The sequence below is a fragment of the Pseudonocardia sp. ICBG601 genome (genome assembly GCF_020496245.1).
In genome coordinates this window covers 2,202,764-2,217,506 of sequence record NZ_JAHLJA010000148.1, presented here as the reverse complement: position 1 = coordinate 2,217,506, position 14,743 = coordinate 2,202,764, and the positions used below count along the sequence as shown (strand labels likewise).

The 14,743-nt window shown below is 76.2% G+C and carries 15 protein-coding genes; 6 read left to right on the top strand and 9 right to left on the bottom strand.

Going from position 1 to position 14,743, the window contains the following annotated elements; genetic code table 11:
• Nucleotides 1-1,152, bottom strand: coding sequence for a glycoside hydrolase family 16 protein (locus tag KPL57_RS39965; RefSeq protein WP_226355652.1), 1,152 nt, complete (start codon nucleotides 1,150-1,152; stop codon nucleotides 1-3).
• 581 nt (nucleotides 1,153-1,733) lie between these two features.
• On the opposite strand from KPL57_RS39965, the gene KPL57_RS39960 reads away from it, so the two are divergent.
• Nucleotides 1,734-2,135, top strand: a complete 402-nt coding sequence (locus KPL57_RS39960; RefSeq protein WP_226355651.1) for a cupin domain-containing protein — start codon at nucleotides 1,734-1,736, stop codon at nucleotides 2,133-2,135.
• 25 nt (nucleotides 2,136-2,160) lie between these two features.
• Here the strand turns inward: KPL57_RS39960 and KPL57_RS39955 are convergent, their stop codons facing one another.
• The 4 genes from KPL57_RS39955 to KPL57_RS39940 are packed head-to-tail and all read right to left on the bottom strand — an operon-like array spanning nucleotide 2,161 to nucleotide 7,334.
• Nucleotides 2,161-3,195 (bottom strand): PHP domain-containing protein, encoded by a 1,035-nt coding sequence (locus KPL57_RS39955; protein WP_226355650.1) that lies wholly within the window; start codon nucleotides 3,193-3,195, stop codon nucleotides 2,161-2,163.
• 10 nt (nucleotides 3,196-3,205) lie between these two features.
• Entirely contained in the window at nucleotides 3,206-4,792 is a 1,587-nt protein-coding gene (locus KPL57_RS39950; protein ID WP_226355649.1) for a CHAD domain-containing protein, read from the bottom strand.
• Nucleotides 4,793-4,852: 60 nt separating this feature from the next.
• On the bottom strand, nucleotides 4,853-6,340 hold the full coding sequence (locus tag KPL57_RS39945) for an FAD-binding oxidoreductase (RefSeq protein ID WP_226355648.1): 1,488 nt from the start codon (nucleotides 6,338-6,340) through the stop codon (nucleotides 4,853-4,855).
• 40 nt (nucleotides 6,341-6,380) lie between these two features.
• Nucleotides 6,381-7,334, bottom strand: coding sequence for an FAD-dependent oxidoreductase (locus KPL57_RS39940; RefSeq protein ID WP_226355647.1), 954 nt, complete (start codon nucleotides 7,332-7,334; stop codon nucleotides 6,381-6,383).
• A gap of 73 nt (nucleotides 7,335-7,407) precedes the next feature.
• Between KPL57_RS39940 and KPL57_RS39935 the strand changes: the two genes are divergently transcribed.
• A complete protein-coding gene (locus tag KPL57_RS39935) occupies nucleotides 7,408-8,019 on the top strand; it encodes an MSMEG_1061 family FMN-dependent PPOX-type flavoprotein (RefSeq protein ID WP_226355646.1) in 612 nt (203 codons plus the stop codon).
• Here KPL57_RS39935 and KPL57_RS39930 read toward each other — a convergent pair.
• Nucleotides 8,006-8,977, bottom strand: coding sequence for an o-succinylbenzoate synthase (locus KPL57_RS39930; RefSeq protein ID WP_226356672.1), 972 nt, complete (start codon nucleotides 8,975-8,977; stop codon nucleotides 8,006-8,008). The genes KPL57_RS39935 and KPL57_RS39930 overlap by 14 nt on opposite strands.
• Nucleotides 8,978-9,026: 49 nt before the next feature.
• Here KPL57_RS39930 and KPL57_RS39925 point away from each other — a divergent pair, with 49 nt between their 5' ends.
• From KPL57_RS39925 to KPL57_RS39910, 4 genes are read left to right on the top strand one after another with little or no spacing between them, the layout of a single operon-like run.
• On the top strand, nucleotides 9,027-9,632 hold the full coding sequence (locus tag KPL57_RS39925; protein ID WP_226355645.1) for a TetR/AcrR family transcriptional regulator: 606 nt from the start codon (nucleotides 9,027-9,029) through the stop codon (nucleotides 9,630-9,632).
• A gap of 26 nt (nucleotides 9,633-9,658) precedes the next feature.
• Entirely contained in the window at nucleotides 9,659-10,420 is a 762-nt protein-coding gene (locus KPL57_RS39920) for a siderophore-interacting protein (protein WP_226355644.1), read from the top strand.
• Between the two features lie 52 nt (nucleotides 10,421-10,472).
• Nucleotides 10,473-11,213, top strand: coding sequence for a response regulator transcription factor (locus KPL57_RS39915; protein WP_226355643.1), 741 nt, complete (start codon nucleotides 10,473-10,475; stop codon nucleotides 11,211-11,213).
• Between the two features lie 4 nt (nucleotides 11,214-11,217).
• Nucleotides 11,218-12,720 carry a cell wall metabolism sensor histidine kinase WalK gene (locus KPL57_RS39910; protein WP_226355642.1) on the top strand — a complete coding sequence of 501 codons (1,503 nt, stop codon included), beginning with the start codon at nucleotides 11,218-11,220 and terminating at the stop codon, nucleotides 12,718-12,720.
• Here KPL57_RS39910 and KPL57_RS39905 read toward each other — a convergent pair.
• The 3 genes from KPL57_RS39905 to KPL57_RS39895 form a co-directional block, all read right to left on the bottom strand.
• Nucleotides 12,709-13,503: a MerR family transcriptional regulator gene (locus KPL57_RS39905; protein ID WP_226355641.1), complete on the bottom strand. Its 795-nt coding sequence runs from the start codon at nucleotides 13,501-13,503 to the stop codon at nucleotides 12,709-12,711. The genes KPL57_RS39910 and KPL57_RS39905 overlap by 12 nt on opposite strands.
• 349 nt (nucleotides 13,504-13,852) lie before the next feature.
• Nucleotides 13,853-14,392 carry a spermidine N1-acetyltransferase gene (speG, locus tag KPL57_RS39900; RefSeq protein WP_226355640.1) on the bottom strand — a complete coding sequence of 180 codons (540 nt, stop codon included), beginning with the start codon at nucleotides 14,390-14,392 and terminating at the stop codon, nucleotides 13,853-13,855.
• Nucleotides 14,393-14,454: 62 nt separating this feature from the next.
• Nucleotides 14,455-14,655: a hypothetical protein gene (locus KPL57_RS39895; RefSeq protein ID WP_226355639.1), complete on the bottom strand. Its 201-nt coding sequence runs from the start codon at nucleotides 14,653-14,655 to the stop codon at nucleotides 14,455-14,457.
• Nucleotides 14,656-14,743: the final 88 nt, after the last annotated feature.

Genomic DNA, 14,743 nt, shown 5'->3' with positions numbered 1-14,743 from the left:
TCAGCGGTGCTCGCGGGCGAGCATCGCGGTCTGCGCCTGCTGCTCGGGCCCCGACAGCTCGCGCGGCTTCCGGTCGGGGAAGTCGCGGGGCTGCCCGGTCGCGGCCGAGCCGGGCGGGAGGCTCAGCGTGGCCACGGTGCTCTGCGGCAGCGCCCACTGCCGGGCCCAGTCCATGTGCATGGCGGTGGGGCCGCCGGCGTTGCCGAAGTAGTCCAGCTGCATGGTCATGTTCATCGGGCGCGGCGGGAACTGGTCGGTGTCGGTGTTGGAGTACCACTCCTTCCCGTTCACGTACGCGGTGATCTTCTCCGGGGTCCACTCCAGCGCGTAGGCCGACCACTGCGTCGAGTCGTGCTTCACCGACCCGTAGTCCTGGTCGTTGCCCGGTCCGTAGTGGAGGAAGAAGCTGGTCTTCTGGCGGGAGTCGTCCATGATCTCCATCCAGTCGACCTCGCCGCCGACCGGGAAGTCCTCGGCCACCGGCCAGAGCAGCAGCAGCGCGTTGATCCCGCCCCGGCCCTCGTCCGACTTCACGCAGGCCTCCCAGCGGCCGTACTTCTGGCCGGGGTGCCAGCTGACGGCACCGGTGTTGCCGTCGGCGTCGGCGGAGATGGTCATCGCCCCGTCGGCGACGGTGACCGCCTCCGGGGTGCGGGTGCCCTTCTTGTTGTGGCCGGGCTCGGGTCCGTAGGGGTGCCAGTCCGGCGGGACCGTGGTGCCGTCGAAATCGGACTCGCGGGTGGGCGCACCCCAGCCGAGCTCCTGCGCCGCGGTCTCGGTGCAGTGCGACGACGCCGGGGGTGCGGCGGGGTCGGCCGGGGCCGCCTTCGCCGTCCCGCCGGCCGGGTCGCCTCCCGGGGTCGCGCTGCCCGCGGCCGGGTCGGTCGTGGTCCCACCGGCCGGGTCGTTCCCCGGGGTCGCGCTGCCCGCGGCCGGGTCGGTCGTGGTCCCACCGGCGGGGGCGCCCGGGGTGGGCGCGGCCGCACCGCTGTCGTCCCGCGGGGGCGCCGGGTCGTCGGCGACGGTCCGGGTCACAGCGCTCGCCGGCGCCGCGGGTGCCGCCGACGCCGCCGACGCACCGGCCGTCGTGACCGCCGACAGCGCGAGCGTCGCGGCGAGCACCGCCACCGTCGTCCTGGTCCTGGTCCGCACCGTGGATCACTCCCGTCACTCGGTCACCTGCGGTCCCATCTCACGTGCGGTGGGTGAGGAGCACCAGTCGAACCACCCGTCCGGGGAGCGCGCGGACGGGTGGGATGCGGTCGTCAGTGGACGGAGGGTGATTCTCCTGCGGGCACCGGTGACGACGGGTGACCGTCCCGGTGCGCGGAGGCGGCTGTGGCGCCCCGTCGCGGCGCGGGGCACCCCGCGCGCGGGGTGCCGGGCGCGGTGGCGGGTCGCCGCGCCTCGCGCGCCCGCCGGTCGGCGCGGTCGCCGCGCCTCGCGCGCCCGCCGGTCGGCGCGGTCGCGGCGCCGACACGCACCCGGGCCGGTCGGCGGCCGCCGCCGCGGCGCACCCGGGTCCGCCGACGCGGCCGGCCCGGAGAGGCGGCGCGGTCCGGCGTCGCACCCCGCGGACGGAGGTGTCGCACCCCGGCGGGGGCTCCCGCACCCGCCGCGACGGGTGCGGCGACCGCACCAGGGGTGCGACGCGCCCCCGGGGGCCGATGCCCCGGGGCGCTGCGAGGTGGGGGTCCGGGAGGGACTGCGCGTCCGCCTGCCAGAGTGGCGGCGTGGCTCGCCCCGACCTCGCCGTCGCGCTGGACCTCGCCCCGCACCCGGAGGGTGGCTGGTACCGGCGGACCTGGACCTCACCGGTCGTCGTCGGGACCCCGTACGGTCCACGCCCCTCGGCGACGGCGATCCTCTACCTCTTCGACGCCCCCGGCCGCTGGCACCGCGTCCGGTCCACCGAGCTGTGGTGCCGGCACTCGGGCCCGGAGGCGGACCTGGTCCTCGGTGGTGACGGGCCGGACCCCGTCCCCGGGGCCCGGTTGCGCCTCGGGCCGGCCGGCCCGCAGCAGGAGGTCCCGGCCGGGGTGTGGCAGCGGGCGGACCCGGCGGGGCCGGGGGCGGTCCTGGTCAGCTGCGTCGTCTCCCCCGGCTTCGACTTCGCCGACTTCGAGCTGCGCTGAGCCGGGCGCCCGCCGGCACAGGAGGTCAGCGGCGCAGCAGGCCCGCGAGGTCGCGGGTGTTGCGGATCCGCTCCGGGTCCACCCCGCAGGCGACGGCGCGGGCGCAGCCGTGGTCGAGCCAGTCGAGCTGTCCGGGGGCGTGCGCGTCGGTGTCGATCGTGAACTCGCACCCGGCCTCGACGGCCAGGCGCAGCAGCCGCTTCGGCGGGTCGAGGCGCTCGGGCCGGGCGTTGATCTCCACGGCGACGCCGTGTTCCGCGCAGGCGGCGAAGACGGCGTCGGCGTCGAACTCGGACTCGGGGCGCTTGCGGCGGCCGGTGACCATCCGGCCGGTGCAGTGCCCGAGCACGTCGACGTGCGGGTTCGCGACGGCGGTGAGCATCCGCTCGGTCATCTCGTCGCGGGGCATCCGCAGCTTCGAGTGCACGCTGGCCACCACCACGTCGAGCGCGGCGAGCAGGTCCTCGGACTGGTCGAGGGCGCCGTCGTCGAGGATGTCCACCTCGATGCCGGTGAGCACCCGGAAGTCCGACCCGGACGCGGCGATCCGCTCGTTGAGCTGCGCGATCTGCTCGACCTGGCGGCGCAGCCGGTCCGCGGACAGCCCGTTCGCGACGGTCAGGCGTGGCGAGTGGTCGGTGACGACGAGGTAGTCGTGGCCCAGCCCGATCGCGGTCTCGGCCATCTCGGCGAGCGGGGAGCCGCCGTCGGAGGCGTCGGTGTGGCTGTGGCAGTCCCCGCGCAGGCCCTCGCGCAGCCGCAGCGCCGCCTCGGCCAGGGGCACCCCGGTGGCGTCGGCGCGGGCGACGGCGTCCTCCAGCCGTCGCAGGTAGACCGGTTCCTCCCCGGCGACGGACTCCCCCACGCAGCGCGCGGTCACCTCGCCGACGCCCTTCAGGTCGGTGAGGCCGCCCGCGGCGTGCAGCCGGGCCAGCTCCTCGGTGTCACGGCCGCGCAGCGCGGCGGCCGCGGTCCGGAACGCGCGCACCCGGTAGGTCGACTCCTGGGCGCGTTCGAGCAGGAACGCGATCCGGCGGAGGTCGGCGACGGCGTCTCTCACCCCGCGCAGGCTAGCGGCGCATCCACCGGCGGGCGCGCCGCGTCCACGCCGTCTCCCACACCGTGGGCAGCCTGCGCTCCAGGTCGAGCATCGTCGCGGTGTCCCGGCCGTGCAGCACGCCGAAGGTGAACCCGTTGTCCCGCTCGGCGCCGGCGCGGGCCCCGAGGGTCCGCAGGGTCTCCCGGGAGACGACGGCGTCCTGGTGCTCGCCGAGCACGTCGGAGACCTTCTTGAGCCGCTTCGCGAACGCCCGCGCGTCCTTCCCGACGCCGGGCCGGGCGACCTCGGTGGCGTAGCGGAGCTGCTTGCCGGTCTTGCGGGCGTCGTGCAGCGAGTCGGGGGCGACCCGACCGGCGTCGAGGTCGGCCAGTGCGCGTTCCATCCGCCGCTCCAGCTTGCGGGCCGTGCGGCCCACCATCGCGGGCAGGACCGCGGTCGCAGGCCTGCGGGCCCGGCGCGACAGCGGCGGGTCGGCGAGCAGCCGGCGCAGCGCGCCCTGCAGCGCGGCGTAGCGCTCCCCGTCGACGACGTCGAGCACCGCCGCGCCGGTCTCGGCGCGGGTGCGGGCGAAGTGTCGGGTGACGGCGGCCTGCACCGGTCCCAGCAGCAGCTCCGGCTCCAGCGCGGTCAGCCGGGCGTTCAGGCGCTCCTCCTGGACCTCGGCGTCGCGCTCACCGGCCAGCGCCCGGCCCAGCCAGCGCAGCTCGGCGACCACGTGCGCGGCCCGCGGGCCCTCCAGGAGCCTCGCGTAGGTGCGCAGCGCGCTGCGCATCCGGCGGGCGGCGATGCGCATCTGGTGCACCGCGTCCGGGCGGTCGGCGCGCAGGTCCTGCTCGCGTGCGGCGAGCGCGTCGACCTGGTCGCCGAGGTAGCGCAGCAGCAGCGCACCGGCGCTGCCCTTGCGCCCGGTCCGCCGCGGCGGGTCGACGGGCGCCGCCTCGGCCAGCAGCGCGGTCAGCCGGGCGTACCCGCCGCGCGGGGCCCGGACGAGGCCGGTGGTACGCAGGGCGTCGTCGAGCTGCTGCAGCAGGGCGGTCCCGGCCGTCCCCGGTTCGACGACGGCCTCGGTCCAGCTCTCGACGGTCGCCGACCCGCCCAGCGTCGCGACGTCGACCTGCTCGCGGGTCAGGGTGGCCAGGTCGCGCCCGGCGTCGTCGCGCAGCCTGCTGACGGTGCGGGTGACGTGCACCCGGCCCACCGGCACCAGCGGCGCGTCGCCGCGGATCCGGCGGACGAGCGCGTCGATACCGTCGGGGACCGACCGGTCGGCGACGCCCTCGACCTCGCTGCCGGACAGCGGGACGCGCAGGTCGTCGTCGGGGCCGGCGTCGGGCAGCCGCAGCACCCAGACCGAGCCGGGCGCCACCACCGAGGCCCGGTCGGGCACCACGTGCTCGACGACGAGCTCGATGCCCGCGGAGAACAGCCGCAGGTCGGCGGTGTCGAGACGGTCGACCTCGCGGACCTCGGCCGCCACCACCGCCACCACCTCGTGCACGCCGTCCACGCCGGACAGCCGCGGCGCGCCGGTGTGCGCCGGGCCCCGGTAGGTCAGGGCGAGCGCGGACGGGACCAGGGCCGGGTCGGTCGTACTCATCCTCCGGGGTTCCCCGGCGCAGGGACGATCACGCGCGGCCATCCGGGCGACGCATCCGGTTCAGACGGCCTTGCCCGGGTTCAGGATGCCGTCCGGGTCCAGGGCCGCCTTCACCGCCCGCTGCAGGGCGAGCACCTCCGGGCCGAGCTCCCGCTCCATCCCGTCGCGCTTGAGCAGGCCGACGCCGTGCTCGCCGGTGACCGTCCCGCCCAGCTCGACGGCCGCGCCGATGATCTCGTCGAACGCGGCGCGGGTGCGGTCCCGGGCGTCCGGGTCGTCGTGCGGGGTGAGCATCAGCGGGTGCAGGTTCCCGTCGCCGGCGTGCGCGACGGTCGCGATCCGGACCCCGCGGCGACGGCCGATGTCCTCGATCCGGGCGAGCATCTGGGCCATCCGCGGCCGGGGGACGCAGACGTCCTCGGTCAGCATCCCCATCCCGAGCTGCTCCAGCGCCGGGTAGGCCATCCGGCGGGCGGCGAACAGCGCCTCGGACTCGGTCTCGTCGGTCGAGGCCATCGCCTCGGTCGCCCCGTGCGCGGTGAACGCGGCCAGGATCGCGTCGGCCTCGGCCTGTGCGGCGGGCTCGGGCAGGTCGGTCTGGGCGATCAGCAGCGCCGCGGCGCCGGTCGGCAGGCCCGCGTTGCGCCACGCGTTGACCGCGGCCAGGCACTCCCGGTCGACCAGCTCGAACACCGCGGGCTGCAGCCCCAGCTCGGTGACGGCGGCGACCGCGGCCCCGCAGTCGGCGAGGGAGTCGAAGAACCCGACGACGGTGCGCGGCGCGGCCGGGCGGGCCGGGCGCAGCTTCACGGTGATCTCGGTGATGATCCCGAGCGTCCCCTCCGAGCCGACCATCAGCCCGGCGAGGTCGTAGCCGACGACGCCCTTCGCGGTGCGCCGCCCGACCCGCACGACGTCCCCGGTGGCGGTGACGACCTCGAGGGCGAGCACGTAGTCGCGGGTGACGCCGTACTTGACGCAGCACAGCCCGCCCGCGTTGGTCGCGACGTTGCCGCCGATCGTCGACCAGGGCGCCGACGCCGGGTCCGGCGGGTACCAGAGGCCCTGCTCCGCGCAGGCGGCCCGCAGGTCGTCGTTGACCACCCCCGGTTCGACGACGGCGAGCCGCTCCCCCGCCGAGATCTCCCGGATCGCGGTCATCCGTTCCAGGCTGACCAGGACGCAGCCGTCGACGGCGTTCGCCCCGCCGGAGAGCCCGGTGCCCGCGCCCCGCGCGACGACCGGGACCCGGTGGGCGGCGCAGGCCCGCACGGTCGCGGCGACGTCGGCGGTGGTCCGTGCCCGCACCACGCAGAGCGGTGTGCCGTACTCGGCCCACTCGGCCTCGTCGTGGACGTAGGGGCGCACGACGTCGGGATCGGTGAGGACCCGGTCGGCGTCGAGCGCGGCGGCCAGCTCGGCGAGCACCGCGCGCCCGGCGGTGTCCGGGCCGGAGGCGTCGAGCTCCGCGGGCGCGGTGGACCCGCCGAACGGCCGTCCCTCCGGTTCGACGACGACGGGGGCGGCAGCGGTGGCGCGGTCGGGCATGCCCACGACGGTAGGTCGCCGACGCCGACGCGGCCAGGGCTCAGCGGCCCGGGCGCCCCGCGAGCTCCCCGGCCAGCTCCAGCCCGGACAGCCAGGCCGTCTGCACCCGGGACCGGCCCCAGCCGTCCCCGGCGAGGGCGATGCCGTCGTCGCCGAGGTGGAAGGTCTGCTCCCGCGTGCCGGCGGGGGCGGCGAAGCGCCAGCGGTGCACGTGCGTCCAGTCCGGCTCCGCGGTGATGCCCAGCAGCTCCCGGACGGCGGCGGTCATCGCGGGCACCGCGCCGGCGGGGTCGGCGTCGTGGGCGCGGGCGAGGTCGCCGGTGGAGTGCGCGACGAGCACCGGGGCGTCGTCGCCGCGACGGTCGCCGTCGTCGGCGACGAGGGACAGGACGGGGTGGTCGTTGACGAACGCCGCGGGCAGCCGCGGCCAGTCCCGCGCGGCGAACCCGGCGGTCAGGGCGAGCACCGGGTTCCACGCCCGCCCGGCGACCGCGGCGCCCGCGGGGGTGTCCGGGTCGAGCAGCCGGGCGGCCTGCGGGTCGGGCATCGCCAGCACGACGGCGTCGGCGCGCTCGCCGTCGACAATCGGGCCGTCCGGGCCGGGGCGGACCCGCTCGACCGTGTGGCCGGTGCGGACGTCGAGGTCACGGGCGGTGTCGGTGACCAGCGACCGCAGCCCGGCGGGCGCCGCGAACCGCAGCGGGCCCGGGTTGTCCGCGCCCCGGGCGGCGCCGTCGAACACCGCGAGGGTGTCGGTCCACCCGCGGACCAGGCCGTCGTCGCGCCAGCGGCGGACGCGGGCGTCGAACCGGTCGTCGGAGACGGTGAAGTAGGCGGCGCCGATGTCGGCGGGACGGCCGTCGTGGCGGTGCACCGCGAGCCGTCCCCCGGCTCCGCGGGCCCGCTCGTACACCGTCACATCCACGCCGCGGGCGGCCAGCTCCGCGGCGCAGGTCACCCCGGCGATGCCGGCCCCGATCACGATCACGCCCACACCGGGACCCTAGGCGGGGGTCGCCCCGGGAGCACGTCCACGGTTAGGGTGGCCTAAGAACGAGGGGGATGCGATGGAACACGTGACCGACGAGGCCAGGCTCCGGGAGATCATCGGCGAGGTGCCCGAGTTCATCCGGGACAAGGCGCGCGACCGGGTGGACCCGGTGACCGCGGAGTTCCTGGCCGCGTCGCCGTTCTTCCTGCTGGCGACGACCGGGCCGGACGGCGTCGACGTCTCGCCGCGGGGCGACCCGGCGGGCTCGCTGATCGTGCTCGACGAGCACTCGGTCGCCTTCGCCGACCGCAAGGGCAACCGGAAGCTCGACTCGATGCGCAACATCCTGCACGACCCCCGGGTCGGGATGATCGTCGTCGTGCCGGGGTCGAACGACACCGTGCGGATCAACGGGCGGGCCCGGATCGTGTACCGGCCGGACTTCGCCGACCGGCTCACCGTGAAGGGCTCGACCCCCGAGGTGGCGATCGTCGTCGAGATCGACGAGCTGTTCCTGCACTGCGCGAAGGCGTTCCTGCGCTCGTCGCTGTGGGACACGGCGACCTGGCCGGGCAAGGCCGCGGTGCCCAGCGCCGGGAAGCTGGTGAAGGGCCAGTACCAGGTGCCCGGTCCGGCGCGGGCGATCGACGCGGCGCTGCGCCGCGACGGGCGGGTCAACCAGTACTGACCCGGCCGGCGCCGGTGGCCGCGTCGAGCAGGGCGGCGACGCGGTCGTGCCGGTCGCGCCACCACGCGGCGCGGTCCGGGGCGGCGGCGACCCCGGCCCGGTGCACCGGCTCGGGCGCGACCCGCGGCACGGGCAGGTAGCCCCGCTGCGGGGCGAGCGGCTCGGCGACGACGTCGGCGGCCAGCAGCGAGACCGTCCCGAGCCCGCAGGCGTGGTGCAGCTCCGGCAGCGCCCCGGCCAGCGCGAGCCCGGCGGCGAGCCCGACGCTCGACTCCACCGCCGAGGACACGACGACCGGCAGCCCGACCTCCTCGGCGATCCGCAGGGCCCGGCGCACCCCACCCAGCGGCGACACCTTCAGCACGACGACGTCGGCCGCCCCGGCCCGCACCACCCGCATCGGGTCCTCGGCGCGGCGGATCGACTCGTCGGCGGCGATCGGCACGTCCACCTTCCGGCGGACGGCGGCGAGGTCCTCGACCTCCCAGCAGGGCTGCTCGACGTACTCCAGTCCCCCGGCGGCCCGGTCCAGCTCGCCGATCGCGGCGACGGCCGTGTCGACGTCCCAGGCGGCGTTGGCGTCCACCCGGACCAGCCCGGCGGGGCCGAGCGCGTCGCGGACGGCGGCGACGCGCTCGACGTCCCCGGACAACGGCGCGCCGGCGTCGGCGACCTTGACCTTCGCGGTGGTGCAGCCGGAGGCGCGCACGATCCGCTGCGCGTGTTCGGGGCCGACGGCGGGCACGGTGCAGTTGACCGGTACCCGGTCGCGCACCGGCTCCGGCCAGCCCACCTCGGCCGCCTCGCGGGCCGCGGCCAGCCACGCGACGGCCTCGCGGTCGTCGTACTCGGGGAAGGGGCAGAACTCCCCCCAACCGGCCGGGCCGGACAGCAGCAGGCCCTCGCGCACGGTGATCCCGCGGAACCGGGTGGTCATCGGCAGGGAGTAGACGTCCATTCCGCTCACTTCCTACCGTCGGTAACTTACTGCGGGTAAGCTCTCGCCCGTGACCGCGCAGACCGTACCCGGCCCCCGCCGCCGCGTGCCCAGGGCGGAGCGGGAGCGTCAGATCGTCGACGCGGCCGTCGCCGTCTTCGGCGAGCGGGGCTACGCCGAGGTCTCGATGGAGCAGGTCGCGGAGCGGGTCGGGGTCACCAAGCCGGTGCTCTACACCCACTTCGGGTCCAAGGAGGGCCTGCTGCTGGCCGCGATCGCGCGGGCCCGGTCCGAGCTGCTCGACGTCGTCGCACAGGCGGCGGGGGCCGCGGACTCGCCGGAGGCGATGCTGCGGGGCGGGACGCTGGCCTTCTTCCGCTACCTCGACCGGCGGGCGCCCGCCTGGCAGCTGTTCTGCTCCGAGGCCGGGGTCACCGACACCGCGCTGGAGGAGATCCGCGCCCAGCAGACCGACTTCACCGCCGCCCTGCTCGCCGCGCAGGTCCCCGGCACCGAACCGGCCCGGCTGACCGGCTGGGCGCAGGTGATCGTCGGGGCCTGCGAGCGGCTCGCCGTCTGGCGCGGCCAGGACGGGTCGGTCACCGCCGAGCAGGCCACCGAGTACCTGATGGACCTGGTCTGGACCGGCCTGGCGGGCCTCGGCCACCGGGCCTGAGCGCGCGTCCGGGACAATTCCCGGCCATGAGCACGACCGCACCACGCCTGCTGCAGGTGGCCCGCACCGAGCGGGTCACCCCCGGCATGGTCCGGGTGACCCTGACCGGCGAGGAGCTGGCCGGGTTCCCCGGGCACGGCCCGGACCGCCGGATCAAGATGTTCTTCCCGGTCGAGGGCCAGGAACGGCCCGCCGTGCCGCGCGCCTCGACCGGCGGACCGGTCTGGCCCGCCGGGGAGGCCCGCCCGGCGATCCGCACCTACACGGTGCGCCGCTTCGCCCCCGACGCCGGCGGCCACGGTGAGCTCGACGTCGACTTCGTCGTGCACGCCGGGCACGGCCCGGCCGCCGCCTGGGCCGTGTCGGCCGCCCCCGGGGACTGGGTCGGGGTGTCCGAGCCCGGCGGGCGCTGGGAGCCGGACCCGGCCGCCGCGCACCACCTCGTGATCGGCGACGAGTCCGCGCTGCCCGCCATCGCGACCGTCTGCGAGACCCTCGCCGAGGCCGCGCCCGGGGTGCCGGTCCGGGTCGTCGCCGAGGTCGCCGACGCCGGCGAGGAGCAGACCCTGCCCGGCGACGTCGCCGTCACCTGGGTGCACCGGGGCGACGCCCCGGCGGGTGAGCCGCTGGTCGCGGCGGTGCGGGCCGCACAGCTGCCCGGCGGGCGCGGCCAGGCGTGGCTGTCCGGGGAGTCCGCCGCGGTCAAGGAGCTGCGCGCGCACCTGCTCGGCGAGCGGGGGTTCGACCGGCGCGCCGTCTACGCCACGGGGTACTGGCGCGCCCGGTGAACCGACAGCCGGTGCACAGCCGTCGCACAGGTTCGTGCGGTGTGCTCCTAGCATGACCGAGGTGATGGACCGGGACGCCGACCCGCTGCGCCGCGCCGACGGCGGCCCGATCCGGGTGCTCGTGGTGGACGACGAGTCGACGCTGTCGGACCTGCTGTCGATGGCCCTGCGCTACGAGGGCTGGGAGGTCCGCGCCGCCGCCGACGGCATGTCCGCGGTCCGCCACGCCCGCGAGTTCCGCCCGGACGCGATCGTGCTGGACGTGATGCTGCCCGACTTCGACGGCTTCGAGGTGCTGCGCCGGGTCCGCGCCGACACCCCCGAGGTGCCGGTGCTGTTCCTGACCGCGCGCGACGCCGTCGAGGACCGGGTCGCGGGCCTCACCGCGGGCGGCGACGACTACGTCACCAAGCCGTTCTCGCTGGAGGAGCTGGTCGCGCGGCTGCGCGGGCTGCTGCGCCGCGCCGGGATGGCCGCCGCCCAGCGCTCCTCGGAGCTGGTCGTCGGCGACCTGGTGCTCGACGAGGACGCGCACGAGGTGTCGCGTGCCGGCGACCCGGTGGAGCTGACCGCGACCGAGTTCGAGCTGCTGCGCTACCTCATGCGCAACCCGCGCCGGGTGCTGTCGAAGGCCCAGATCCTCGACCGGGTGTGGAACTACGACTTCGGCGGCCAGTCCAACGTGGTCGAGCTCTACGTCTCCTACCTGCGCAAGAAGATCGACGCCGGGCGCCGGCCGATGATCCACACGGTGCGCGGCGCGGGCTACGTGCTGCGTCCCGCGGCGGAGTGACCCGGTGGTCGTCACCCGCGTCTCCGGCCGGGTCCGCTCGCTGCGGGCCCGGCTGGTCGTCACGGTGCTGCTGCTGTTCACGGTGGCGTGCGTGGCGATCGGCGTCGCGACGACGCTCTCCCTCGACCGCTACCTGTCCACCCGGCAGGACCACGAGCTGTCGTTCTCCCTGGAGGGCTTCGTCGCCCAGCAGACCGGGCGCGCCCCCGGGCCGCTGACCCAGGACGAGGGCGACGGGACCGGCGCCCCGTCCGGCGACGGCGGCCGGCGCTCCGGCCCGCCCGACGGGGTGTTCCTCGGCCCCGGCCCGAGCGCGAACGCGATCGGCGCGGTGTTCGACGACGGCCGTGTCGTCGTGGCCCGGCTCGCCCAGCGCGGCGGCACCAGCACCGCGGTGTCCGACGACGACCTCGGCGCGCTCCGATCGGTGCCCGCCGACACCGCACCGCACGACGTCACCCTGTCCCTGGGCGACTACCGGGCGATCGGCTGGACCGAGGGGACGACGACCTACCTGATCGCACAGCCGGACAACGCCGGCGCCACTGTGACCAGGCTCGTCGTCACCGAGCTCGTGGTGCTGGGCGGGGCGGTGGTGCTCGCGGGCATCGCGGCGGCCGTGCTGGTGCGCCGCGAGCTGCGCCCCCTGGAGCGCGTCGCCGGCGTCGCCGCGCAGGTCGGCGACCTGCCGCTGGACCGGGGCGAGGTCCACCTCGCCGCCCGCGTCCCCGACCCCGACCCCCGCACCGAGGTCGGCCAGGTCGGCACCGCGCTCAACCACATGCTCGACAACGTCGAGGGCGCGCTCGCCGCCCGCCAGGAGTCCGAGACCCGGCTGCGCCGCTTCGTCGCCGACGCCAGCCACGAGCTGCGCACCCCGCTGACGGCGATCCGCGGCTACGCCGAGCTGTCGCGCCGCGAGCGCGACCCGGTCCCGGAGCGGACCACGCACGCACTGGCCCGGATCAGCTCGCAGGCCGAACGCATGTCCACCCTGGTCGAGGACCTGCTGCTGCTCGCCCGGCTCGACGCGGGCCGCCCGCTGGAGCGCGCCGAGGTGGACCTCACCCGGCTGGTCCTCGACGCCGTCGGGGACGCCCACGTGGCGGGCCGCGACCACCGCTGGTTCCCGCAGCTGCCCGACGAGCCGGTCACGGTCACCGGCGACGCCCACCGGCTCGCCCAGGTGGTCACCAACCTGTTCGCGAACGCCCGCACCCACACCCCGCCCGGCACGACGGTCACCGTCTCCCTCGACCGGCCCGTCCCCGGCCGGGTCCGGCTGCGGGTCGCCGACGACGGCCCCGGCATCGCCCCGGACGTCCTGCCCCGGGTGTTCGAGCGGTTCGCCCGCGGCGCGGAGGGACGCACCCGCGCCGGGAACGACACTCCCAGCACCGGGCTGGGCCTCGCGATCGTGGCCGCGGTCGTCGCCGCCCACGACGGGACGGTCGGGGTCGACAGCGCCCCCGGCCGGACGGTGTTCACCGTCGACCTACCGGTCTGAGTACGGCTCCGCGGCCCCGGGGCCGACGGGCGGGTCGGCCGGGGCGAGGTCGGTGGACAGCCGGCGGATGAAGTCGTCCATCGCCTGCTGCATCGTCTGGCGGAAGGCGCCCAGCAGCGACTGGGTGGCGACCGGCTGCAGGGCCTCGACCGCCGTGCGCAGGTCCGCGACGCCGCTGCGGGGCAGCCCGGCCGCGACGTGCGCCGCCCAGACCTGCTCCCGGAACAGCTCGACGAAGATCTCGGCGATCTCACGGGTGCGGGTCAGCAGCTCGTCGCCGACCTGCTGCACCGCCTCCGGGGCCAGGCCGAGGGCGACGGCGTGCGCCCCGGACCGGACCATCGACGGGTTGAGCACGCGCAGCCGCCCCGGGCCGGTGCGCTCGATCATCCCGGAGGCGACCAGCTGCCCGACGAACTCCGGGGACGTCCGGGCGCCGGCCCACTCGGCCAGGTCCTCCTCGGCGAGCTCGACCGGCTCCTCCGGCTGCCACGGGGCGAGCATGCCGCGGTAGAGGCGCAACGCCTCCTCGGCGCTGCCGGAGGGGGTCTGGTTGATCAGCACACCGATCGCGGCGAGCGAGAACCCGCGCCGCTGCAGGCCGGCGATCAGCTCCAGCCGGGCCAGGTGGACGGGGCCGTACCAGGCGGTGCGCCCGCGCATCTCCCCCGGCTGCAGCAGCCCGCGGGACAGGTGGGCGCGCACGTTGCGGACGGTCATGCCGGCACGCGCGGCGAGCTTGTCGATCGGGAACTCGTCCCCGGCCGTCGGAGTTCCGGACATCGGGGCGGATCCTACCCGGGGTAGCCGGGCGCGCACGGCGACGACGGGCGGGCCGCAACCACCCCGTGACCCGCGGCGACGACGGTCGCGGGCGCTCACCCGACGATCAACGATGTCATCGGTTGCCCGATCCGCACCGCGACATCGAGCTGACACCGACCCACACCCGGTTCCTGCTGGTCATGGCCGCAGCGTAGCGGAACGTTGACACGAGTACGTGGCGGGATAGTACTGTTCATGGGTGTCGTCGTCATCACGGTCGACGCGCCCGACTCCGGTCGCATGCCCGCGACCGGTGCACGCCGGGCCGGCCGACGGGTCCCCCTCCCTGCCGGCCGGTCCGGTCCGCTCAGCGCGGTCCGTCGACGGTGCGACCGAGGTGCTCGCGCTGCAGCACCGCCATCCGGTACGCGTCGTGGTAGCGGCCGCTGGCGAAGTACTCCTCGCGCAGCTCGCCCTCCACGACGAAGCCGGTGCGCTCGTAGGCGCGCACGGCGCGGGCGTTGTCGACGTCGACGACGAGGTACACCTTGTGCAGGTTCAGCACGCCGAAGGCGTAGTCGAGGGCCGCGGCGGTGGCGCGGGCGGCGAGACCCCGGCCCTGGAAGGCGGGGGCGACGATGATCTGGAACTCGGCGTTGCGGTGGATGTAGTCGATCTCTACCAGCTCGACCAGGCCGGCGCGCTCGCCGGCGCAGTCGATGATGAACCGCCGCTCGCGGTTGTCGTGCACGTGCCGGGCGAAGATCTCCTGCAGCTCGACGAGCGACTCGTAGGGCTCCTCGAACCAGTACGACATGATCCCGGAGTCGTTCGACAGCCCGTGGACGAACGGCAGGTCCTCGCGCTCGAGGGCGCGCAGCCGCATCTCGGGGGTGGGCGTACTCATGGGGCCTCCGCGGTCGACGGGCCCGGTGCCCGTCGACCCGGGAACCTACGAGGCCGGGGCGTTCAGCGCCCGGCGCGGGCCCGCTGCGGCGTGCAGGACGGACAGTCGCGCCACGGCAGGGCGCGCGCGTCGGCGGGCCGGGCCGCTCCGCAGCGGCAGACGCCGGCGAGGCCGCCGAACCCGGGCATCGACTTGGTCGGACGTCCCGCGCGGACCAGGGTGCGGCCGGAAGTGGACGTGCGTGTGGGCAGGTAGAGGCGCATCAGGATCCCCGACGGTGTGTGGTGGAGAGTTCGGCGACCTGTGGGTCACCGAGGGACACATCGTCTTCACCCTACGAAACATGACGGA